We start from the raw sequence: 20,442 nt of genomic DNA, 5'->3' as shown, positions 1-20,442 counted from the left end.
ATAGCAGTAGTTGACAGCAATGGGTGCCGATTTCGACACACCTTGCCCGACGGCGGTAGACACGTTGCCGCACGTCAGAGACGCTGCGACACAAGCTGATTGACGCCCGCCGGGACTACGGATCAGAAGGTTGGGGGTTCGAATCCCTCCGGGCGCGCACTGTTTGTGCAGGTCAGCGGCCATGTAAACGATCACGGGTGATCTTGCTGGCCGTTTGACAGCAGCGTTGGTGGGCGAGCTGAATCACCCCACGAGCTGCGCGGGATGCCGAGGGGTGGGCGTCCCGGACGGCTGCGAGCTTGAACCGTGGGAACCGACCGGAGTGACAACAGTAGGCGCGAGTTCGTTGGGCCTGGTCATGTTCGCCACGCTTGCGGTCGACGGCGACACCGTGGCCAACCGCACGGGCGTAGCGAGTCCCGTTCAGAGATTGAAGCGGTGGTCGAGGAACACCGCGATGGCGGCGGGCATGGTGAGGAACCCGATGCTGCTGATGATTGCTCCGACGAGCAGATAGGAATCGCTGGTGACCAGTCCGGTGATCAGCAGTACCACGCCGAGCAGGAACAGGGCGGCGGCGATGATGGTCCAGCGGCGGCGGTGCCGCTGAATCTGATCGATGTTGACGGTGGCCGCGAACCGGGGGTCGTCCTTCTTCAGGGCACGTTCGATCTCATCGAGCGCGTGGCGGTGTTCGTCCGACAGCGGCATCGGGTTCTCCTCTCAGGATGGCTGTGGCGGGGTCGGTGGTCAGGGTTCGACCAGGCCGACGCGGATGGCGAACCTGGTCAGGTCCAGGCGGTCGTGCATGCCGAGCTTCTGCATGATGTTGGCCCGGTGCCGGTCAACGGTCTTCGCGCTGATCACCAGGGTGTCCGCGATCTCCCGGGACGAGTGTCCCTCGGCGATCAGCTTGACGATTTCCTCTTCGCGGGGAGTCAGGATGCTGGTCGGGATCCGGTCACCGTTGCGGCTGCGGCGCAGATACTCGGTGATCAGGGCGGTCAGCGCGCCCGCGTAGACGAACGGCTCGCCCCGCCGCACCGCCCGGCAGGCCTCGACCAGGTCACGGTCGGCGACGGACTTCAGCACGTATCCGGCCGCGCCCGCCTTCAGTGCCTCGAAGAAGTATTGCTCGTTGTCGTACATCGACAGCATCAGAATGCGCAGACCGGTTGCTCGCCGGGATATCTCGCGGGCGGCCTGCAAACCGGTCATCCGCGGCATCGCAATGTCCAGGATGGCCAGATCGATGTCCATCATGGCGGCGCGCTGGACGGCCTCGCTGCCGTCGCCGGCGTGCGGGCAACGCGTTGACGCTCGCAACCTGGCGGCAGATGTTCCGGGGCGAGGCTGGGCATGTTGCCAGCGTCACAGTCACGCGGCCCGCTGTCCATGGTGGCTGGACACCACTTCAGCGCGGTGATCAGTACGCGCTCGCAGGCCGAGTTGATCGCCGGTCAAGCCGAACGGATCCGGTTGCAAACCGAACAGGTCCGCGCCCAGGCCGAGCTGCATCGGTTGCTGACCGAACAAATCCAGGTCCTGACCGCCCGGGGTGGCCGACCTGGAACGGCGGTTGGGTGCGGACTCGTCGAACTCGTCCCGACCGCCGTCCTCGGACGCCCCGTGGGACAAGGAACCCGCCAAGCCGCGGTCGGCGCAGCAGCGGTCAAGTCGCAAGCCCGGCAAGCAGCCCGGCGATCCCGGGGTGCCCCATTCCCTGTCCGACACACCCGACCAGGTCGTGCCGATCGAACCGCAAACCTCCCGGGGCTGCTGCGGCCCGCTGGACGGTTCGACATCGACGGTCGCCGAACGGCGGCAGGTCGTCCGTGCCGCCGGTGACGGCGCCGGTGATCACCGAACACCAACTGCTGGCCAAGACCTGCGGCTGCGGAACGGTCACCACCGCGGACTGGGCCGACGCCGACGACCCGAACGCCGCGGGCCTCAATCGCACGTGCATGACTGCGTCAACCCTGAGCGGCCAAACATCAGCCGGCCAGATCGGCCGCGCGTCGAGTTCTCGACATGGTGCCGGACGGATGGCTGTCGGGTGGTGTGAGAGCCCATGCCGGCGAATCGGCTCGACGCGCGAGGGCCTCGATCAAGCCTGGCGGTGCGGATGCGCGAGTCTGTCCCTGCCCTGTCCGGACAGACGGGTGAGCAGCGAACCTCCGACGGCGAGCAGCAACACGTAGGTCGCGGCCAGCGGCCCGATCTCGGTCACGCCGGCGGCCACCGCCAGACCGGCGATGACCATCGAGAATTCACCCCGCGCGATCAGCGCCGTCCCGGCCCGCCGCCGACCACGGGCACCGACACCGTCGCGGCGGGCCGCGAACCAACCGGTGATCACCTTGGTGACCGCGGTGACCACCGCGAGCAGGGCCGCCACGACCAGGGCCGGCGGCATGTCCCGCGGGTCGATCGCGTAGCCGAAGGAGAGGAAGAATGCGGCGGCGAACAGATCCCGGAGCGGGCCGATCACCCGGCGGACGGACTCGGCAGCCTCCGCCGGCACGGCCAGGCCAACCAGGAACGCGCCGACCGCTGCAGAGATGCCCATGTACTCGGCCGCGCCGGCGACCAGCAAGGTCAACGCGAGCAGCCGCAGCAGCACCTGTTCGTCCGAGTCGTGCGTGATCAGCCACCCGATCACGGGTCCCGACCAGCGGGAAAGCATGAGCACGCCGATCAGGGCGACCACCGCCACCAGGACTCCCGCCAGTCCGGCCAGGAAGGCGGTGCCGGCCAGCAGGATGCCCAGCATGGGCAGATAGACCGCCATCGCGACATCCTCGAGGACCAGAACCGAGAGCACCGCGGGCGTTTCCCGGTAGCCCAGTCGACCCAGGTCTGACAGGGTGCGCGAGACGATGCCGGATGAGGACACCCAGGTGATCCCACCGAGCGCGACCACGCCGGCGACAGGAAGTCCGAGCAGCAGACCGGCGACCACCCCGGGAACCGCGTTCAGCACCAGATCGACCACGCCACTGGGCGTGTGGCGCCGCAGCGCCTGAGTGAACTCGTCCGCGGAGAACTCCAAACCGAGGGACAGCAGGAGCAGCACCACGCCGATCACCGCCCCCGCCTCCAGGAACGGGGCCGCGGCAGGAACCGGCAGCAGGCCGCCGGGGCCGACGAATAGTCCGGCGATCAGGAACAACGGCACCGCGGACAGACCCAGCTTCCCGGCAACAGCGCTGACCGCACCCAGGATGAGCAACAGGATGCCGAACTCGACCAGGAACGCCGCGCTGACATGCACGAGAGCTACCCCACCCCGGTCAGGATCCGCCGGAGCGCGGCGATGCCGTCCTCCGTGCCCAACACCACCAGCACGTCGCCGGCGGTCAGCGGCTGGCTCGGAGTAGGAGCGGCGACGACTCCGGCAGACCGGACGACCGCAACCACAGAGGCGCCCGTCCGCGAGCGTGCACGTGTCTCCCCGAGAGTCCGCCCGGCGAAGGTCGATCCCGGTTCAATCTCGACCTGGGCCGCGACAAGTCCGGGGATCTCCCTGGTCAGATCGGCGAATCTCTCAGCGATGCGTGGCGCGCCGAGCAACTCGGCCAAGGTGTCGGCCTCCGCCGGAGTAAGGCGGACCAGCTCGATCCACACATCCGCGTCGCTCCGGTCGTACACGCCGACATCGATGCGTCCGTCCCGACGGGAGATCAGACCGATATGGGCGCCGGACCTGGTAACGAACTCATACCGGATGCCAACACCCGGAAGAAGAGTCTCAGTGACATCCACGGCGTGATTGTCCCCTGGATGTCGGCCTGCGTGGTCGAACGACCGTCGTGGAATCCGGCCCATGGAGCATGGTACTGGGCGGTCGCCCGGACCGTGGTCGGCTGACACCGGTGGCACACGGCGGCAGCGTTGTTGCTGCTGAACGAGATCTGGGGTGCAGTCGTTGACGACGAACTACTTCTGCCCCCAAGACAGAAGCCGTTCTCCAAGATCCGCAACGGCGCGAAGGTGACGAGAAGTCCGAAAGCCACGACCCCGCACCGGCCCCCGCCCGGCACGAGGTCGTCACAGCCGATGACAAGAACATCCTCGCCGGCACCTACCGCGACCTGAACCGGCGGCCAATCAGCGGCAGATTCCGGGCACTCACCGAAAGTTCCTTGCGATCATCACCGGCAAGACCGGGCCCTTCCGAAGCCCTCGACACAACCGTTGGAGACGGGGAGCTGCACGACTACTGAAAGCCGAGCTTCTCCGTCGCTGCGCGATGGCACTCTGCTTCCGGCCTGGGCTGCGCGGCGACGGCTGGTACTCGGCTAGGCTGACCGTGGTGCGCCGGGAAGTCTGGTCGGCATAACGCTGATGACGCCAGAAACTTCCGAAGGGCTTCCGCCATGGTCGGCTCCCCCCGCACGTTGTTCTCACCCGGGACGTGGGCCGAGGACGGTCGTGTCGCCCATATCCTCCGCAAGGAAACAGTCGGCGGTGGCCTGTTACTCCTGGCAACAGTGGTGGCCCTGGTCTGGGCCAACACAGCGGTTTCGGAAAGCTACTTCCAACTGTTGGATACCGAGCTCGGACCTGCTGCACTGCATCTGAACCTCACGGTCGGCGAGTGGGCCGGCGACGGGTTGCTGGCGATCTTCTTCTTCGTCGCCGGGTTGGAACTCAAACGCGAGTTCGTGGCCGGTGACCTTCGGGACCCGCACCGCGCCGTGGTACCGGTGGCCGCCGCATTCGGCGGGATGATCGTCCCCGCCCTGCTGTATCTGGTGATCGCCGGCGGAACCGGCCCTAAGGGGTGGGCGATCCCGACCGCCACGGACATTGCCTTCGCGTTGGCTGTGCTGGCGGTCATCTCCACCCATTTGCCGGCGGCGTTGCGAACCTTCCTGCTCACCCTGGCCGTTGTCGACGACCTGCTGGCCATCACGATCATCGCCGTGTTCTATACCGACGACCTCCAACCGGTGTGGCTGCTGCTCGCGCTGGCGCCGTTGGCCCTGTTCACGGTCCTGGTGCAGAGAAGAATCAGTTCCTGGTGGCTGCTGCTGCCGCTGGCGTTCGTCACCTGGTCGTTGGTGCACGCGTCGGGGGTGCACGCCACCGTCGCCGGGGTGCTGCTCGGGTTCGCGGTCCCGGTGCGCGCCCGGAAGGTCAGAGGCAAGGACGATGACCGACCGGGGATGGCGGAGCACTTCGAGCATCTCTGGCGGCCCATTTCCGCCGGGATCGCGGTGCCGGTGTTCGCCTTGTTCTCGGCCGGCGTCGCGATCGGTGGTTGGTCCGGTTTGCGGTCAGCGTTGACCGACCCGATCGCGGTCGGCATCATCGCCGGTCTGGTCCTGGGGAAACCGGTCGGCATCCTGACCGCTACCTATCTGACGTCGAGACTCACCCGCCGTCCGTTGCAGAGGGGGCTGACCTGGCCCGATCTGACCGGGGTGGCCCTGCTCGGCGGTGTCGGCTTCACCGTGTCCCTGTTGATCGGGGAACTCGCCTTCGGCGGTAGCTCCGCCGCCGACGATCACGTCAAGATCGCCGTCCTGGCCGGATCGGTGACGGCCGCTGTGCTGGCGGCGGTGCTCCTGCGGATGCGGAACCGCCGCTACCGCGCCATCTGCGAGGAGGAGGAACGAGACGACGACCACGACGGAATCCCCGACATCTATCAGATGAGAACGCCTTTGGACCCACCCGAATCGTGACGACCCTGCAGGACGTAGCCGGAACGGGCTGTCGCTCCAGGAAGGACCACCACCCGGAAGACCGGAACCAGCATCGCCTGACCCCGTAGGACTCTGCTTCGCCCCTCTTCACGGTTACCCGACCGGGCCCTTCGGCTGGTCGACCATCCACCTGGGAGTGTCATGACAAGCATCCTGATCGGTATCGACAGCAGCGAAGCCAGTGACCGGGCACTCGCCCTTGGTCTCCGGCTGGCACGGTGGGCCAACGCGGAAGTGCTCATCGTCCACGCAATTCCGTGGTCGCCGTATTCGTTTCAGACGAACGAGGAGAACGAGTTCCGTGCCGGTGAACGCGAGCACGAGATCCAGGCCGCTACCACGCAGTTGCTCGAACCCGCGCTGACGAAGGCCAAGGAGGCCGGAGCAAGAGCCGACGGCATCACCCGGCACGGGCACCCGGTCGAGGTGCTGGTCGAGCTTGCCGAGGAACACCACGTGGACCACGTCGTTGTCGGTCGCACCGGAGAAAGTCGGATGAAGAAGGTGCTCTACGGCGGGATACCGGGCCGGCTGATCCTGAACTCCCCGGTCGCGGTCACGGTGGTCCCGTGATGGCCACGGCATTCGTCGCTGCGGAGGAAACCGAGCCGTCCGGCATCGACGCGGCGGTCAACGACGCCGTTGGTCCGATCGCGACCTGGATCGAAGGGATCGTGTTCTACCGCTTCGAATTCTTCGGCGTCGGCGTTCCGGTCATCGTGCTCTGGCTCATCACCGGTGCGGTCTTCTTCACGATCTTCTTGGGCTTCAAGAACATTGTTGGGTTCAAGCACGCCATCGATCTGGTCCGCGGCCGGTACTCCCACCCGGAGGACGCCGGGGAGGTGTCCCACTTCCAGGCCTTGGCCACGGCGGTCTCCGGCACGGTGGGCCTGGGGAACATCGCCGGGGTCGCGGTGGCCATCAGCCTCGGCGGACCGGGTGCGACGTTCTGGATGATCGTCGCCGGGTTCTTCGGGATGAGCCTGAAGATGGCCGAATGCACCCTTGGGGTCAAGTACCGCAAGGAGCATGCGGACGGCTCGGTGTCCGGCGGCCCGATGTACTACCTGCGCGACGGCATCGCGAAACTGGGTAAGCCCCGGCTCGGCAAGGTGATGGCCATCGTCTTCGCCGTCTGCTGCGTCGGCGGGTCTCTCGGCGGCGGCAACATGTTCCAGTCGAATCAGGCCACCGCGCTGATCGTCGAGGTCTTCGGCGGCGAGGACTACAAATGGGCGTTCGGGCTGGTCTTCGCGATCCTGGTGGCGCTGGTGATCATCGGTGGCATCAAGTCGATCGCCAGGGTCACCGACAAGATCGTGCCGTTCATGGCGGTGCTGTACATCACCGCAGCGCTGGTCGTCATCTTCGCGAACGTCTCGATGATTCCGGCCGCGTTCGGTCAGATCATCAGCGGCGCGTTCAACCCGGAGGGGGTCGTTGGCGGGGTCGTCGGCGTTCTCATCGTGGGATTCCAGCGGGCCGCATTCTCCAACGAGGCCGGCGTCGGGTCGGCGTCGATCGCGCACTCGGCGGTCCGGACGAAGGAACCTGCCACCGAGGGTTTCGTGTCCCTGCTGGAGCCGTTCATCGACACCATCGTCATCTGCACCATGACGGCCCTGGTCATCGTCATCACCGGTGTCTGGGACGATCCCAATTCCTCGGAGCTCGGCGGGGTCGGGTTGACAACAGCCGCCTTCCAGTCGGTACTGCCATGGTTCCAGTTTGTCCTGGTGGTCGCGGTCGTGCTGTTCGCGTTCTCCACCATGATCGCCTGGTCGTACTACGGCATGAAGGCCACCGGCTACCTGTTCGGCGACAGCGCCAAAGCGGAGAACATCTTCAAGGCCGTCTTCTGCGTCTTCACCCTGATCGGCGCAACGCTGTCACTCGGTCCGGTCATCGGGTTCTCCGACTCGATGATCTTCCTGATGTCGGTCCCCAACCTCATCGGCCTGTACCTGCTCGCCCGGGTGCTCAAGAAGGAGATCAACGGGTACTGGGAACGAATCCAATCCGGCGAGATCGAAATGGTCGACAAGCACTGACCGCGACGGATGGGTACCAGCACGTCCGCGGTCGACGGAAGGATCGTCGCGATCTGTCGACGACGGCTGAAAACTGACCCCCTGGCGTCAGGCGGGTTCCAGCGCGGTTTCTAGCGGTCGTCGCAACACTGCTGGTCATGGGCAGGGTAGTCGGGAGACGAAGACCTTTGCTGGTGTGCGCCAGTCCAGGATCTTGCGGGGCCGGTCGTGCAATCGTGCGGCGATGGCGATCAGGTCCTCGGCGGTGAACGTGGCCAGGTCGCTGCTGCGCGGTAGGTACTGACGCAGCAGGCCGTTCATGTTCTCGTTTGACCGGCCCGATCCAGGGTTGCCCCGGGCGGGCGAAGTAGATCCCTTCCAGGAATAGGTCAGCGCTCAGGTCTGCACAGCCTAACGACCCGACGACCGCCGTCGGCGACATGCTCGCGTCGGCGAGCCCGGACCTGCTTCGCTCGATGCTTTCGACGTTCATTCAGACGCTGATGGGCGCCGAGGCCGACGCGTTGTGCGGTGCCGGCTACGGCGAACGCAGCCCGGACCGGGTCAACTCCCGCAACGGCCATCGGCACCGGGATTTCGACACCCGGGTCGCAAGGCGTGACCGCACTGTCGAAATCGCAGGTATCGATCATGGCGTCGCCGGTGAACGCTGATTCACGAAGATCCACTAATCGGCATGTTGGAGGTTCGAGTCTCTGGTGGCGCACTCACGACAAGAGCGGCCGGACTCTCCTCGACCGTTGGCATCTCGCCGACCGTCTGAGCACCGCGAATTCGGGTCTGCCCGTCCTGGCTCCGGTTGTCGATCATCTGAAATGCCGGCAAGCCCACGACCTCGTAGGTCGCACTTGCGATTCGGATTCCGCTGGCATCCAGCCCATTCATGATGTCCCGGTTAATTCGGTCCTTTATTTCTCGAACCCCGCGGTGGAACACCAGGAATCGCAACGACATCTCGAGCCAATTGTCGGTGATTCGCCAGTAAACCGCTGGCTCCGTAGTCGCATCCGCCATGGCGTACTTGGCCCGCATTTTCGATAACGCCTGCCGAGCCATCGGATCGTCGACCACCGCATGGTCGTGCGCGGCGGCGAGGAGGATTTGTTCCACCCGACCACGGTCGCTGGCGTATCCGATCGGCACGACGATTTCTTCCCACAGGAAAGGAAAATCACGTGTGTAGTTATAGACCGGCTCGTTAAAGATGGCACCGTTGGTCACGGTCACCAGACGCCCCGTGTACTGCCGCGAATGAACCCAGATTGCGGGATCTGCACCTTCCACGGCCGGCGGCTGACCCATTTCCATGATCGTGGTCTTGAGGAAACCCAGCTTGACGACATCACCACGCACCCCGCCCAGGGTGATCCGATCGCCGATTCCGAAGGTATCGCCCCGGAGGATCACAAAGTACGCGGCGAGGGAGAGGACAACCTGCTGCAAGGCGAACGCCAGACCGGCGGTGACCAGCCCCACCCCCGTACTGAGATCGGTCTCAGGTGTCACCCAGATAGAACAAGAACCCGATCGCAAGGGTCGCTGCCGCAACCAGCTGCACACCTTGGCGCACCCAGAACCTGCGCGGGTCAGCGACCTCCCCACCCAGCACCCGGCGCGTGACGAATAAGGCCAGCCACCGTAAACCCAGTACAACCACCACCAGACCAACGGTGAACATCAGCTTCACCGCAGTGGTGACGCTCACACCGACCAGCGTGATGCCGAAGACGGTCACCGCGTCGCTCGAACCATCGGCCAGTACCTGGGCCAGCCGGTCAATGAGATAGAGGGACATCACAACTCCGTTACCGCTCCGCTGGACACAAGGGAGGACGCGACGGGCACCGGAAGGGACGCCACCAACGCTGAATACCCAGCTAAGGGCATCCCAAACAAGTTCGGCCTTTGCCGTGCGCGCTCATTTCGAGCGCGCGCGAGCGGTAGCATGTGTCCTTGGCTCACTGCGGACGGTCGCTGGTGTGGATTCAGTGCTGCCGGTCGATTCGAGTGATCCGAGCCGCCAAATACACCGCAGGGTGAGACCAACGAGGAGCTTCATGTTCTACGACACTTTCGATGGGCTGCTTCGAGTGCTGGTGGTCGCCCCGCTCACCTATGTCTGGCTGATTGCCGTGCTACGATTTTCTGGAAAACGCACTCTCGCGCAATTAAATGCGTTCGACTTCATCATCACGGTTGCTCTCGGGTCCACCCTGGCCACGGTCGTATTGAGCGACACCGTCGCCTGGCTCGAGGGCGCTGTGGCTTTGGCGCTGTTGGTGGCACTGCAGTTCGTCGTCGCGGTGATGTCAGTGCGTATTTCCTGGGTCCGACGAATGCTGACCTCGGAGCCGACTGTCCTATTGCGGGATGGTCGTCCCGTCCGCGACGCGCTGCTTCGCGAACGAATCTCCTACGAAAGCCTGCTCGCGGCCGTACGAGCCGCCGGAGTCGGCGGCCTGGAGCTGGTCTCGGCCGTCGTCCTCGAGACGGATGGAAAGCTCAGTGTGATCAGTGCGCGGCAACTGGGCAGCGGTTCGGCGATGCACACCCCCTGAACCGGCCGGCGATCCCGAACTGCGCCGGGATGGACGCGCTCAGGCCGCCGGCCGGGGAAGGCGCCAGCAGTGAATTGCGGGCGGCAGTATCGCCGCGGTCAACGGATAAGTCCAGGGGCACGTCCAGCAGCTGTCCCCCCTAGCCGAGCGCCTTCGACGTCAGGAACGATCGACCGAGACCTGGTCCGCGAGCGATCTCGCGACGGGTCGGCACCGTGGCCGGCACTGCCATGGCTGAACCAGTCCACTTGCTGAACGGGGCGGAGCGGCGGGAATGATCGAGCGATGACCACGCTCCTGCTGGTGTACTCCGCGGTCCTGCTGCTATCCGTCCTGGTGTCGAACCTGGCGAACCGCACCATCCTGTCGACCGCGGTCATCTTTCTGGTCGCGGGTTTCCTGTGCGGCAGCGGTGTCAGCGGTCTGATACCGCTGGAACCGGGCGACTCGATCGTGGCCACGCTGGCCGAACTGGCGTTGTTCTCGGTGCTGTTCACCGACGGCATGCGGGTCGGTTGGTCCGATCTCCGCTCTGCCTGGCGGCTTCCCGGGCGCGCCCTGCTGCTGGGGTTGCCGCTCACCCTGGTGCTCACCGCGGCCTTCGCGCACTGGGTGGCCGGCCTGGACTGGATCGAGTCGCTGCTCATCGGTGCGGTCCTGGCGCCCACCGATCCGGTCTTCGCGGCTGCGCTTGTCGGTAACGACAAGGTGCCCGCACGGCTGCGGCACCTGCTCAACGTCGAGTCCGGCGTCAACGACGGCCTCGCCCTGCCATTCGTGCTGATTTTCCTGACGTTGGCGTCGGGATCGCCGGACCTGCACCTGGGTGCGCTGGCCGGGGAACTCGCTATCGGGCTGCTGATCGGGGTCGCCGTGCCATGGATCGCGATTCGGCTGGAGGCAACCCGGTTGTTCTCCGCGTCCGCGCGTTATCAGCCGCTGAACGCGCTGGCCATCGGGCTACTGGTCCTCGGCCTGGCGTTGGTGACCGGCGGCAACCTCTATCTTGCCGCCTTCGCCGCCGGCATCACCATCGCGACCTGCGGACCGCGGCAACGGCAGGCATTCGAGGAGTTCGGCGAGCTCATCGCCGAACTGCTCAAGCTGGCGGCCCTGCTGGTCTTTGGTGCGTTGATCTCACCGGCGTTCTTGAGCGAGATTCCTCTGGGAGGATGGATTTTCGCCGTGCTGGCCCTGGTGGTAGCCCGACCGGTCGCGTTGGCCCTGTCCTTTCTCGGATCCGGACTCAACGCCCGCGAACAGGTCGCGGCCGCCTGGTTCGGCCCGAAGGGATTCGCCGCGGTCGTCTACGGTCTGCTCGTCCTGGACTCACAGATACCCGCCGCCGGTAGCGTGTTTCACCTGGTCGCGGTCACCATCGTGCTGTCCATCCTGGCGCATTCGTCCACCGATGTGCTCGTCGCCCGATGGTTCGACGAACCGGACGAAACACCCCGCTGGCACGAGACCGGCGACACGGCACCGGCACCGCCACGTGAACCCGACCCGGAAAGGCCCGATTCCCCATCCTGAATGGCAATCGACCGACGCCCGTCAGCACTGGGTAAGTTGACCGCGACCAGCGGTGTCCGGGATTCGTCTCAACCTTGCGTTTACCTGACGATTTTGCCGACCCCGACGGACTCGAAACATGGTCGATACGCCGGTGATCATGCGGGTATTCGGCAGTCGGCGGACAGGCGGCTCCTGCGCCGCGCCGCCACGGTGTCGCCCGGACGCTGAGTCGCCGTCGCTGGGCAGGGTGAGCGACTGCGCCGGAAGGTGTCACATTTGCGCACGTCAGATGGGCTCTGCCAGCCGGCCTGGGCTGATCAGCCACGGCCGACCCAGCTCGTGGCAAGCGGCCGACCCCGCATGAACCCGGCGCCGGCCGACCCGGATGTGATCCCTCCGGCGAGGATCACCGCCATGAAAATCCGGCCCTCGACCGGCTGACCGTCAAAGATGTCTGATTCGTCCTGCGGCAATCAAGCTGCCATCATGAATAGGTCGGCGGGAATTCAGAATCGCAACGTCGAACGCTCCGCCACCGAAGTCGTCACCTGAGGAGGAGAATGATATGAGCCTCACCCTCGACAACGCGTGCGAGGTTCTGGATCACTGCGTTGCGGACACCCCAGCGGGCGGGTTCACCCGTACCAGTCACCACGCCGGACATCTCGCACCGGGCGACCTGTGGCGGCCCGACCGGCGCGAGGGGCCGCACACGATCACCGAACTGCGCCGGAGCGCCGACCAGGTCACCCTGGTGGATCAGACCGGTACGTCCTACCGATACCGCACCGACGCGATCCTGCCGACCGCGGTCGCCGATCCGTTGGTCCCGCGGCCAAGGGACATGGTCTACCCCTGACCAGCCCCTCCATCGCCGCCGCGGCGCAGGACGCCATCACCGGGCAATGCTCGGACCGACTTCCGGGTGCCCGGCGTCGTCATTGGCCGCGGGCAACTCGACGACAAAGCGAGCGCCCCCGCCAGGTGCGTCCTCCACCCAGACCGCACCGGAATGCAGCCGAACATGCCGGGCGACCAGCGCGAGGCCGAGCCCGCTTCCGGACTCCCCACCGCGTTCGCCGGCGTGCCGACCACGCGCAAACCGCTCGAAGATCTGCTCTCTGAGCTCGACCGGGACTCCCGGGCCGGCGTCGTCGACCTCCAAGCGCGCCCGGCCCTGCCATTCGGTGACCGTCACCTTGGCCACCCCGCCGCCATGCCGTTCGGCGTTGTCCAGCAGATTCGCCACCACCCTGACCAGCCGACGACGATCGGCATAGATCGCCGGCGGCGGCTTCTCCACGACCAGGGGGAAGGTCATGCGGCCGGTGTCCCTGACCTTCGCGACCAGGATCGCCAGATCGATCGACTCCAGTGCCCGGTCATCGACATCCTCATCGGAGCGGGAGATCTCGAGTAGATCGAGGAGCATCTTACGGAAGCGTTCGACCTCACCGGCGAGAAGGTCGACGGCCTGCCGGGCCACCTCCGGGATTTCCCCCTGCCGATGCCGGAGGACTTCAATGGCATTGACCATCGTGGTCAGCGGCGAGCGAAGCTCATGGCTGATGTCGCCGGCAAACCGGGCGTCCAGGCGGACCCGCCGCTCAAGCGCTTCGACCGTCGCGTTGAACGTCGACGCCAATGGCGCGAGGTCCGGGTCGCTCTGCTCCGGTAGCCGGACGTGCAGGTCGCCGCCGGCGACGCGGGCGGCCGATTCCGTCAGCTCGGTGAGCGGGCGTAAGGCCCGCTTGCTGGTCCACCAACCGAGGCCGACCCCGAGCAGACCACTCGCCGCGGCTCCGGCGACGAGCACCAGGATCAGAAAGTGCTGGATCCGCCCCAGCTCCACGAGCGGGAACAGCTCGATGAAGACGGTGCCTGCGCTTCCACCCTGCAGCGAGATCGCCAGCACCCGGATGCCGTCGATCTCGGTGACGAGCCATCTGGTCTCTCCCGGGTCGGGCGTGAACAACTGCGACGGCAGATCGGCCGGATCGACCGCCCGTCCGCTGGTCAGCAGACCATCCGACCGGGCCAGCAGAATGGACGAACCGGGGTCGACCACCAACCCGCTGAGCAACTCGTCCAGGCTGCCCGAGCCGGAACGCGATGATGCCTCGACCAACTGCGCGTTCACCGTGGCTTGCAGAGTGGCGCTCTGCCGGCGCTGGTCGAGCATGTAGGTGGTGGCCAGTTGCCAAGTCGCCACCGCCACCAGGCCGGCCACCGCGACCGACGCCAATCCGAAGGCGATGGCCACCCGCCACCGCAACGACAACCCGATCCGTCTCTTGGTGACCACGTTTTGATCGCCGACCTCACCGCGACGAGCTGAAGCGGTAACCCAGGCCCCGGACAGTGGTGATCAGGGCCGGGTTGTCGGGGTCGGTCTCCACCTTCCGCCGCAGTCGACGGATGTGCACATCCAGCAGGCGGGTATCGCCGAAGTAGTCATAACCCCAGACTCGATGCAACAGCTCCTCCCGGGTCACGACCACTCCATCGGCGGAGACCAGCTCGGCCAGCAGTCGAAATTCCGTCCGAGTGAGGTGTACGTCGGCGCCGGCCCGGCGAACCCGCCCTTCCATGGGCCAGACTTCGAGGTCGGCAACCTGGACGTAAGACTGGACGGTGGTGTTGCTCACCGGTCGCCGGCGACGGAGCAACGCCCGAATTCGGGCAGCCAACTCACTGGCCACCAATGGCTTGGACATGTAGTCGTCCGCCCCCGCCTCCAAGCCGGCGATCACGTCGGCCGTGTCCGAACGAGCGGTCGTGATGATGATCGGCAAATCACCCCTGGCCCGGAGCGTCCGGCACACGGTGAGCCCGTCCACGCCGGGCAGCATCAGATCCAGTAGCACCACATCGACGTCGGCCACCTCAAGGCGTTCCAGGGCGAGCTCGCCGGATGCCGCATCCCGCACTTGGAAACCCAGGTCACCCAGGGCCAACCCCAGCGCCAAGCGAATGCGCTCGTCATCCTCGACCAGCAAGACACGGGTGGGCGCGGAACCAGAATCGGGGGGCAGTGATGGCATCGTCACAGCATTACCGACGGCACCCACCCCACGATGATGCCCCTGGGTGCTGGTGACGACGCCACCGCGCCCATTCCTAGGTCGCCGCCCGCAATTGCCCGCGAAGCTCGACGATGTCGTAGTACCGGCGCTCCGGCAGTTGCAGCAAAGCATCGAACACGGGTGTGGGTGCGTGTGCGGCGACCGCCGCTGTCAGCAAGTCGGCCCTGGTCACCGGCCGCATACAGAAGGCCATCGAGACCGCGTCGACCACTTGATCGATCTGCTCGGCACTGGTCACTGCGCGACGCCCGAAAGACTGTCGGCGGGATCCGCCGGCGGCGCGCAGCGGCCGCCGGCCACGGCCCGGGTGAGCAACCGCTGGACCACGGACCGGTGCAAGAACTCCGGGAACGCCTCCGCCGGGACCTGACCTTCCAGATCTTGGCGCACCGCGGACACCACGTCCTTGACCACATCTGCCGGAACCGAGCAGGCCACGTTTGCCAGCAGGTCGCGCACTTCACGGTCCAGCGCGCCCTCGGTGTGGTTCGCCACTGTCATGCAGGTCCTCCTCTTCCCTGACTGCCTCCATCGTCGCCGTTCGGCCGAGGTCTTGACCTGACGAACACCTGACGATCGGGTTCGTCAGCCCTCGATGAGGGAATTCACCCACCGTCTCCCCGGCGGACCGCGGGCGGCAGGTGATCCTCGGGGGGCGACACCACGACATGAGCGGAAGTCGACGTGCCAACACCGAGCCAAGGAGGCTGGAGCGTCCTTCGCGACGCCGTCCGCACCCAACTCTGGCCGATTCCCGCGGTCGGCATCGGACTCGCGGTGTTCCTCGGAGTGCTGCTCCCGCAGCTGGATGCCCAGATCGACGACGGCCTGCCGTCGGCAGTGACCGACTACCTATTCGGTGGCGGAGCCGAGGCGGCCCGAGCGGTCCTGGAGGCCGTTGCCGGATCCCTGATCACGGTCACCTCACTGACTTTCTCGCTGACCGTGGTGACCCTCCAACTGGCCAGCAGCCAGTTCTCACCGCGGCTCCTGCGCACCTTCAGTAGCGACCGATTCGTACAGATCACCCTTGGCGTGTTCCTGGGCACGTTCACCTACGCGTTGACCGTGCTGCGCACCGTGCGCACGGCAGCTGACGACCAGGAGCTGTTCGTTCCGCAGATCGCAGTGACTGTGGCCTTCCTGCTCGCCGTGGCCAGCGTGTTCGCTCTGGTGATCTTCCTGGCCCACCTGGCCAAAGAGATCCGGGTCGAAACGATGCTGGCGACCGTGCACCGGGACGCCACCGCAACTCTTCGCCGGGTTCTGCCGGACCGTCAAGCGGATCGGCCACCGGCGACCGCTCCCGACATCCCTGCGGTCAGCGAGGTCGTGCCGGCCCCGTCCTCCGGCTTCCTGGTCTGGATCGACGAGCTTGCGGTGTTGCGGGCTGCCCGGCAGGGTGATGCGATTCTGACGATCACCGCACCGCCCGGCAGCTCCCTGATCCAAGGTGTGCCGATGGGGGAGTGCTGGCCTCGTCGGGGCGCCGAGTTCGACCCGGACGTCCTGCGCGAGCTGCGGGACGCGATCGCTCCGGCCATCCATACGGGACCAGAACGCACCGCCGCCCAAGACGTCGCTTTCGGCCTCCGACAGCTCACCGACGTCACCGTCAAGGCCTTGTCCCCCGGCATCAACGACCCGACGACCGCCATCCATGCCCTCGGACATGCCAGCGCACTGCTCACCGAACTGGTTGGCCGGGACCTCGGTCCCCGCGTACTCGCCGACGACGACGGCCCGACCCGGGTGATCCTGCAGCGGCCCGGCTTCGCCGAGCTGCTCGACCTGGCCGTGGCCCAGCCCCGCCGTTATGGCGCCGGTGATCCGGCGGTGCTCGACCGCCTCTTCCAGCTGCTGCGCGAGGTCGCCTGGCTGGTCACGGATCCCATCGAGCAACGCAGCATTGCCGAGCAGCTCGCCCGGCTGCGAGCGACCACCGAAGCGCAATCCTTCGATGTGGCTGAACAGAAGATGCTCAAACGCACCGCCGACGAGGTCATCCCGGCACTCGGGGGTCGCTGGCGCCATCGATCCTGACCGAATCGCCGCCCTGCTTCGTCCGAGCGGGCGACCGGGTACGCGAGCGCCGGCGCGGCCGGTCGATCATCAGGGCCAGAAGCAGCAGTCCCGCGTGGAACACTTGCGCGGCGTAGGGAGTCACGTTGGCCAGCGACATGCCGTTGTCGACAATGGCCATCAGCAGCAGGGCCAGCAATGTTCCGCCGACCGAGCCCCGACCGCCGGTCAGATGGCCGCCGCCGAGCAGCACGGCGGTCACCACGGTGAGCTCGATTCCGATTCCGGCGGTGGGTAGCCCCGTACCCAGCTGTGAGGTCCTGATCAGCCCGGCCAGCGCCGCAGCCAGCCCGGAAGCGACGAACAGGGCAATGATCCAGTGCCGCTCCCCCGATCCGTCCATTCGCTGCGCGGCTGGCAACGACCCGATGGCCCGACTACGCCGGCCGATCGCCGACCTGGACATCAGCGCCGCCACCAGCGCGATCGCCGCGAAGATCAGGGTTGGCAGGGCAATGCCCAGCACCGGCCTCAGGGTGCCCAATGAGCGGAACCCGGGTAACGCGATGGCCAGTCCGCTGGGCACCAGATACGCCAGACCCCGCAGCAGCGCCATCGATGCGAAGGTCGCCGCGATGCTGTTCACCTCCCCCTCGGTGACCAGCAGGCCATTGACCAGGCCGATCAGTGCCCCGGTGCCGATGGCCAGCAGGACGGCGGGCAGCAGCCCCGAGTCCGGGGCCGTGCGGGCCAGGACGATGCCGACGAAGGCGGCGGCGGCGCCGACCGACAGGTCGACCTGGCCGCTCATCATCAGGAACGTCGCCGGCAGGGCCACGATGCCGACCAGGGCGACGTCATTGAGCAGGTTGGCCAGGTTGTCCACGGTCAGGAAGTACGGGATGGTGACGGTGAAGGCGATGAAGGCCACGACACCGGATACGGCCAGCACCACCCGGGTCAGGACCGCCCGCCGGTCCGGCGGTCTCGAATGCGCGGTCATCGAGCCGGACAATCGCTGACGTCGTAGAACGCGGTCAGCGTGTCGGCCGTCACAAAGGTCGTCTCGACATACATGTCAGCAGGGACGTCCTTTCCCGCGATTGCATCGAGCAAGGCCGGCACGGCCACCTCGCCGTACCGATCGGGGAACAGCGCCGCGTCACCGATCCACCAGGGCTCGGCGACGATCCGGCACCTGGCCCGCTGATCGGCACCGACGGCGGCCAGGGTGATCCGGTCCGCCCGGGCCGCGGGCACGGCCGCCGCGGCCCCGAGCGCGGTGCCGTCGTCGACCGCGGCGACCAGGATTTCGGTATCGTCCGGCAACGCCGTCAGCTCGTTGGTGAACGCCTCGAAGGCGCGGTCCTGGGTGCCAGCGTCCAGCAGGACCGGATCGGCCCCCGATGCCGGGCATTCGGTGGCGAAACCACCCTTGATGCCCTCGGTCCGCCGAGCGCTCATCGGATCCGCCGGATCTCCGGTGATCACGACCAACACGTCGTGCTGACACCCCGTCCCCAGCCGTGCCGATCGACCGAGCGCCTGCCCGGCCAGGTACCCGGCCAGTCGGTCGTCCGCGCCGACCTGCGCCCGCTGGCAGCTCAGCGACGCTGCGGCCACCGTGATCAGTGGTGCGTCCCGCGGGCCGGCCGCGCACAGCGCCTCCCCGGCCTGCCCGGGCTGCAGGCTGATCCAGCCGTCGACGTGCTGGGTGGCCAGCCGGCGGGCGCACTCCAGGGCCAGGCTGGCGTTCGCCCCGGGGTCGCAGCGAATGAGCTCGGCGCCGGCGGCCTGCACCTGGTCCACCACCGACTCGGCCACAGCCGCGCTGAACGGATCCGACCCGCTCGAAACGACCATCCCGATCCGGATACCGACAGCACTGTCCGGCGCGACGGTGCGGAAGGTCACCACAGTGCCCGTCGGTTCGGCCGTCCCCGTCGGCTCGTCCCCTGAGGTCCCGGTCCCCGACGTCCCAGTGGCTTGTGTTCCGGTCACCGGCGGCCCGATGACCGAGGTCCCGGTGGCGGTCGGGGTCGGCGAGGCGGAGGAGAGTGGAGAGGATCCGACGTTCGTGATCGTTCCGGTCGTGCCGTCAACCGGCTCCGTCGACGTACAGGCGGCCAACAACCCGATCGCGACCATCACGGCCAACCACACCGCCGGTCCCCGACGCCGTCGCCCGACGGGGCGGCCGGCGCTCTCGCCAGTTCGAGGCCGGATAACGACGTAAGGTGACAAGTTGAATCCGCCCTGACTGTTCGACTCTCGGAGTGCTGTCCACTCAACCAGAATCGAGGCCGGTCATGCGCCCCGGTCGAGCCGCGAGAATGCTGGCCGTGCTAGTGGCCGGCTCGCTGCTGGTCGGCTGCGGCGCTCAGGCCCCCTCGGACCAGCCCGCCGTCGATGCCCTGGTCCAGATGTACGACCAGCGCTCCGGGGTGTGGCCCACCACCGGGTGGTGGAACAGCGCGAACGCGGTGAACGCGTTGACCAACTACATGATCGTCTCGGGCGATCACCGCTACACCTGGGTCCTGGAGAACACCTTCGCCAAGAAGCGCAACGCCGCGCGCGGCAACTTCATCAACGATTTCACCGACGACACCGGTTGGTGGGCCCTGGCCTGGATAAGCGCGTACGACCTGACCGGGAACGCCGAGTACCTACAGACCGCGCGGCGCGCCGTGGACTTCATGTGGAGCAATCAGGACGACACGTGCGGCGGCGGTTTGTGGTGGACGGTGAATCACGGCTACAAGAATGCGATCTCCAACGAGCTGTTCATCCAGGCCGCGGCCGAGCTGGCGACGCGTCTGGGCGATGCGGGCGCGGCGTACCTCGACCGGGCCCGCACCGTCTGGGACTGGCTCCAGGCATCCGGGATGATCAACGACGACCTGCTGGTCAACGACGGGCTCAATGCCGCCACCTGCCGCAACAATCGGGACACCACCTGGACCTACAACCAGGGCGTGATCCTGGGCGGTTTGGTCGCGCTGTTCCGGGCCACCGGCGACCACTCGTACCTGAAGTCGGCCCGCGAACTGGCCGACGCCTCCACCCGGGCTCCCGGGCTGCACGTCGACGGCGTGCTCACCGAACCCTGCGAGCGAACCGGCTGTGACGTGAACGGTCCCAGCTTCAAGGGCATCTACGTCCGCAACCTCGGCGAACTCAACCGCGTCCTGGACGACCACCCCTACAGCGACTACCTGATCGACCAGGCGTCGACCGCCTACGACCACAACCGCACCGACGACAACGAGTACGGCTTGCACTGGGCCGGGCCGGTTGATCGCGTCAACGGGGCAACCCAACAGAGCGCGGTCGACCTGCTGGTCGCCGCCCAACCGATCCCGGAGACCCCCGAGAGCGCCGTCAGCACGTCGGGATAACGACTCGAACCGGTCGCCGGTTCGTCGTCCACCGCGGCCAGGCCCGCAGTGTCGAGGTACCGCTCTCGCGTACCGCCGTCGGTGACGGG

At 66.7% G+C, this 20,442-nt stretch carries 21 protein-coding genes and 2 pseudogenes; 10 read left to right on the top strand and 13 right to left on the bottom strand.

Annotated elements, in window-relative coordinates:
• Positions 1 to 423: 423 nt before the first annotated feature.
• The gene (locus tag NAMU_RS02040) at positions 424 to 711 is read right to left on the bottom strand and encodes a DUF3040 domain-containing protein (RefSeq protein WP_015745750.1); all 288 of its coding nucleotides are present in this window, start codon (positions 709 to 711) and stop codon (positions 424 to 426) included.
• A 39-nt stretch (positions 712 to 750) separates the two neighbouring features.
• A complete protein-coding gene (locus NAMU_RS02035) occupies positions 751 to 1,326 on the bottom strand; it encodes a response regulator (RefSeq protein ID WP_015745749.1) in 576 nt (191 codons plus the stop codon).
• A 232-nt stretch (positions 1,327 to 1,558) separates the two neighbouring features.
• On the opposite strand from NAMU_RS02035, the gene NAMU_RS31645 reads away from it, so the two are divergent.
• A complete protein-coding gene (locus NAMU_RS31645; RefSeq protein ID WP_407669180.1) occupies positions 1,559 to 2,068 on the top strand; it encodes a DUF6444 domain-containing protein in 510 nt (169 codons plus the stop codon).
• 42 nt (positions 2,069 to 2,110) lie between these two features.
• Here the strand turns inward: NAMU_RS31645 and NAMU_RS02020 are convergent, their stop codons facing one another.
• Both NAMU_RS02020 and NAMU_RS02015 read right to left on the bottom strand, forming a co-directional pair.
• Positions 2,111 to 3,277, bottom strand: a complete 1,167-nt coding sequence (locus NAMU_RS02020) for a cation:proton antiporter (RefSeq protein WP_015745748.1) — start codon at positions 3,275 to 3,277, stop codon at positions 2,111 to 2,113.
• 5 nt (positions 3,278 to 3,282) lie between these two features.
• Positions 3,283 to 3,768: a cation:proton antiporter regulatory subunit gene (locus tag NAMU_RS02015; protein ID WP_015745747.1), complete on the bottom strand. Its 486-nt coding sequence runs from the start codon at positions 3,766 to 3,768 to the stop codon at positions 3,283 to 3,285.
• 614 nt (positions 3,769 to 4,382) lie between these two features.
• Between NAMU_RS02015 and nhaA the strand changes: the two genes are divergently transcribed.
• The 3 genes from nhaA (at position 4,383) to NAMU_RS02000 (ending at position 7,771) form a co-directional block, all read left to right on the top strand.
• Positions 4,383 to 5,696, top strand: coding sequence for a Na+/H+ antiporter NhaA (gene nhaA / locus NAMU_RS02010; RefSeq protein WP_015745746.1), 1,314 nt, complete (start codon positions 4,383 to 4,385; stop codon positions 5,694 to 5,696).
• Positions 5,697 to 5,858: 162 nt separating this feature from the next.
• On the top strand, positions 5,859 to 6,290 hold the full coding sequence (locus NAMU_RS02005; protein ID WP_015745745.1) for a universal stress protein: 432 nt from the start codon (positions 5,859 to 5,861) through the stop codon (positions 6,288 to 6,290).
• Positions 6,290 to 7,771, top strand: coding sequence for an alanine/glycine:cation symporter family protein (locus NAMU_RS02000; protein ID WP_015745744.1), 1,482 nt, complete (start codon positions 6,290 to 6,292; stop codon positions 7,769 to 7,771). Before NAMU_RS02005 ends, NAMU_RS02000 begins: the two co-directional genes overlap by 1 nt.
• Before the next feature lie 135 nt (positions 7,772 to 7,906).
• Here NAMU_RS02000 and NAMU_RS29030 read toward each other — a convergent pair.
• Positions 7,907 to 8,123, bottom strand: a pseudogene (locus tag NAMU_RS29030) (transposase); the annotation flags it as partial.
• A 67-nt stretch (positions 8,124 to 8,190) separates the two neighbouring features.
• Between NAMU_RS29030 and NAMU_RS01995 the strand changes: the two are divergent.
• Positions 8,191 to 8,373: pseudogene (locus tag NAMU_RS01995) on the top strand (transposase); the annotation flags it as partial.
• Positions 8,374 to 8,425: 52 nt separating this feature from the next.
• Here NAMU_RS01995 and NAMU_RS01990 read toward each other — a convergent pair.
• Complete coding sequence (locus NAMU_RS01990) at positions 8,426 to 9,247, bottom strand: mechanosensitive ion channel family protein (protein ID WP_217180720.1); 822 nt, start codon at positions 9,245 to 9,247, stop codon at positions 8,426 to 8,428.
• A gap of 19 nt (positions 9,248 to 9,266) precedes the next feature.
• Positions 9,267 to 9,566 carry a hypothetical protein gene (locus NAMU_RS30310; protein WP_217180718.1) on the bottom strand — a complete coding sequence of 100 codons (300 nt, stop codon included), beginning with the start codon at positions 9,564 to 9,566 and terminating at the stop codon, positions 9,267 to 9,269.
• A 262-nt stretch (positions 9,567 to 9,828) separates the two neighbouring features.
• Between NAMU_RS30310 and NAMU_RS01985 the strand changes: the two genes are divergently transcribed.
• The 3 genes from NAMU_RS01985 (at position 9,829) to NAMU_RS01975 (ending at position 12,703) form a co-directional block, all read left to right on the top strand.
• Positions 9,829 to 10,329: a DUF421 domain-containing protein gene (locus NAMU_RS01985; protein ID WP_015745743.1), complete on the top strand. Its 501-nt coding sequence runs from the start codon at positions 9,829 to 9,831 to the stop codon at positions 10,327 to 10,329.
• A gap of 285 nt (positions 10,330 to 10,614) precedes the next feature.
• A complete protein-coding gene (locus tag NAMU_RS01980) occupies positions 10,615 to 11,862 on the top strand; it encodes a cation:proton antiporter (protein ID WP_015745742.1) in 1,248 nt (415 codons plus the stop codon).
• Positions 11,863 to 12,409: 547 nt separating this feature from the next.
• Entirely contained in the window at positions 12,410 to 12,703 is a 294-nt protein-coding gene (locus tag NAMU_RS01975) for a hypothetical protein (RefSeq protein WP_015745741.1), read from the top strand.
• Positions 12,704 to 12,739: 36 nt separating this feature from the next.
• Here NAMU_RS01975 and NAMU_RS01970 read toward each other — a convergent pair whose 3' ends face one another.
• From NAMU_RS01970 to NAMU_RS01955, 4 genes are all read right to left on the bottom strand, one after another.
• The gene (locus NAMU_RS01970) at positions 12,740 to 14,107 is read right to left on the bottom strand and encodes a HAMP domain-containing sensor histidine kinase (protein WP_217180717.1); all 1,368 of its coding nucleotides are present in this window, start codon (positions 14,105 to 14,107) and stop codon (positions 12,740 to 12,742) included.
• 58 nt (positions 14,108 to 14,165) lie between these two features.
• Positions 14,166 to 14,888 carry a response regulator transcription factor gene (locus NAMU_RS01965; protein WP_015745739.1) on the bottom strand — a complete coding sequence of 241 codons (723 nt, stop codon included), beginning with the start codon at positions 14,886 to 14,888 and terminating at the stop codon, positions 14,166 to 14,168.
• 76 nt (positions 14,889 to 14,964) lie between these two features.
• Positions 14,965 to 15,168, bottom strand: a complete 204-nt coding sequence (locus NAMU_RS01960; protein WP_015745738.1) for a DUF2795 domain-containing protein — start codon at positions 15,166 to 15,168, stop codon at positions 14,965 to 14,967.
• Positions 15,165 to 15,431: a hypothetical protein gene (locus NAMU_RS01955; RefSeq protein WP_015745737.1), complete on the bottom strand. Its 267-nt coding sequence runs from the start codon at positions 15,429 to 15,431 to the stop codon at positions 15,165 to 15,167. Before NAMU_RS01955 ends, NAMU_RS01960 begins: the two co-directional genes overlap by 4 nt.
• Positions 15,432 to 15,614: 183 nt before the next feature.
• On the opposite strand from NAMU_RS01955, the gene NAMU_RS01950 reads away from it, so the two are divergent.
• Positions 15,615 to 16,973, top strand: coding sequence for a DUF2254 domain-containing protein (locus NAMU_RS01950; protein WP_015745736.1), 1,359 nt, complete (start codon positions 15,615 to 15,617; stop codon positions 16,971 to 16,973).
• Here the strand turns inward: NAMU_RS01950 and NAMU_RS01945 are convergent.
• Both NAMU_RS01945 and NAMU_RS01940 read right to left on the bottom strand, forming a co-directional pair.
• Entirely contained in the window at positions 16,933 to 17,955 is a 1,023-nt protein-coding gene (locus NAMU_RS01945; RefSeq protein ID WP_015745735.1) for an ABC transporter permease, read from the bottom strand. The two genes, NAMU_RS01950 and NAMU_RS01945, sit on opposite strands and share 41 nt — an antisense overlap.
• Entirely contained in the window at positions 17,952 to 18,815 is an 864-nt protein-coding gene (locus NAMU_RS01940; protein ID WP_138179894.1) for a sugar ABC transporter substrate-binding protein, read from the bottom strand. The genes NAMU_RS01945 and NAMU_RS01940 overlap by 4 nt, the downstream gene beginning before the upstream one ends.
• A 446-nt stretch (positions 18,816 to 19,261) precedes the next feature.
• Here NAMU_RS01940 and NAMU_RS01930 point away from each other — a divergent pair, with 446 nt between their 5' ends.
• On the top strand, positions 19,262 to 20,353 hold the full coding sequence (locus tag NAMU_RS01930) for a glycoside hydrolase family 76 protein (protein WP_015745733.1): 1,092 nt from the start codon (positions 19,262 to 19,264) through the stop codon (positions 20,351 to 20,353).
• The last annotated feature ends 89 nt before the right edge of the window (positions 20,354 to 20,442 follow it).

The sequence above is a fragment of the Nakamurella multipartita DSM 44233 genome (genome assembly GCF_000024365.1).
GTDB lineage: Bacteria > Actinomycetota > Actinomycetes > Mycobacteriales > Nakamurellaceae > Nakamurella > Nakamurella multipartita.
This window is presented reverse-complemented; position numbering and strand designations above follow the sequence as displayed.

Bases quoted from the DNA above. Each gene is read 5' to 3' on its own strand.
- NAMU_RS02040 (WP_015745750.1), bottom strand. From the start codon at position 711: ATGCCGCTGTCGGACGAACACCGCCACGCGCTCGATGAGATCGAACGT.
- nhaA (WP_015745746.1), top strand. From the start codon at position 4,383: ATGGTCGGCTCCCCCCGCACGTTGTTCTCACCCGGGACGTGGGCCGAG.
- NAMU_RS02005 (WP_015745745.1), top strand. From the start codon at position 5,859: ATGACAAGCATCCTGATCGGTATCGACAGCAGCGAAGCCAGTGACCGG.
- NAMU_RS02000 (WP_015745744.1), top strand. From the start codon at position 6,290: ATGGCCACGGCATTCGTCGCTGCGGAGGAAACCGAGCCGTCCGGCATC.
- NAMU_RS30310 (WP_217180718.1), bottom strand. From the start codon at position 9,566: ATGTCCCTCTATCTCATTGACCGGCTGGCCCAGGTACTGGCCGATGGT.
- NAMU_RS01985 (WP_015745743.1), top strand. From the start codon at position 9,829: ATGTTCTACGACACTTTCGATGGGCTGCTTCGAGTGCTGGTGGTCGCC.
- NAMU_RS01980 (WP_015745742.1), top strand. From the start codon at position 10,615: ATGACCACGCTCCTGCTGGTGTACTCCGCGGTCCTGCTGCTATCCGTC.
- NAMU_RS01975 (WP_015745741.1), top strand. From the start codon at position 12,410: ATGAGCCTCACCCTCGACAACGCGTGCGAGGTTCTGGATCACTGCGTT.
- NAMU_RS01965 (WP_015745739.1), bottom strand. From the start codon at position 14,888: ATGCCATCACTGCCCCCCGATTCTGGTTCCGCGCCCACCCGTGTCTTG.
- NAMU_RS01955 (WP_015745737.1), bottom strand. From the start codon at position 15,431: ATGACAGTGGCGAACCACACCGAGGGCGCGCTGGACCGTGAAGTGCGC.
- NAMU_RS01945 (WP_015745735.1), bottom strand. From the start codon at position 17,955: ATGACCGCGCATTCGAGACCGCCGGACCGGCGGGCGGTCCTGACCCGG.
- NAMU_RS01940 (WP_138179894.1), bottom strand. From the start codon at position 18,815: ATGGTCGTTTCGAGCGGGTCGGATCCGTTCAGCGCGGCTGTGGCCGAG.
- NAMU_RS01930 (WP_015745733.1), top strand. From the start codon at position 19,262: ATGCGCCCCGGTCGAGCCGCGAGAATGCTGGCCGTGCTAGTGGCCGGC.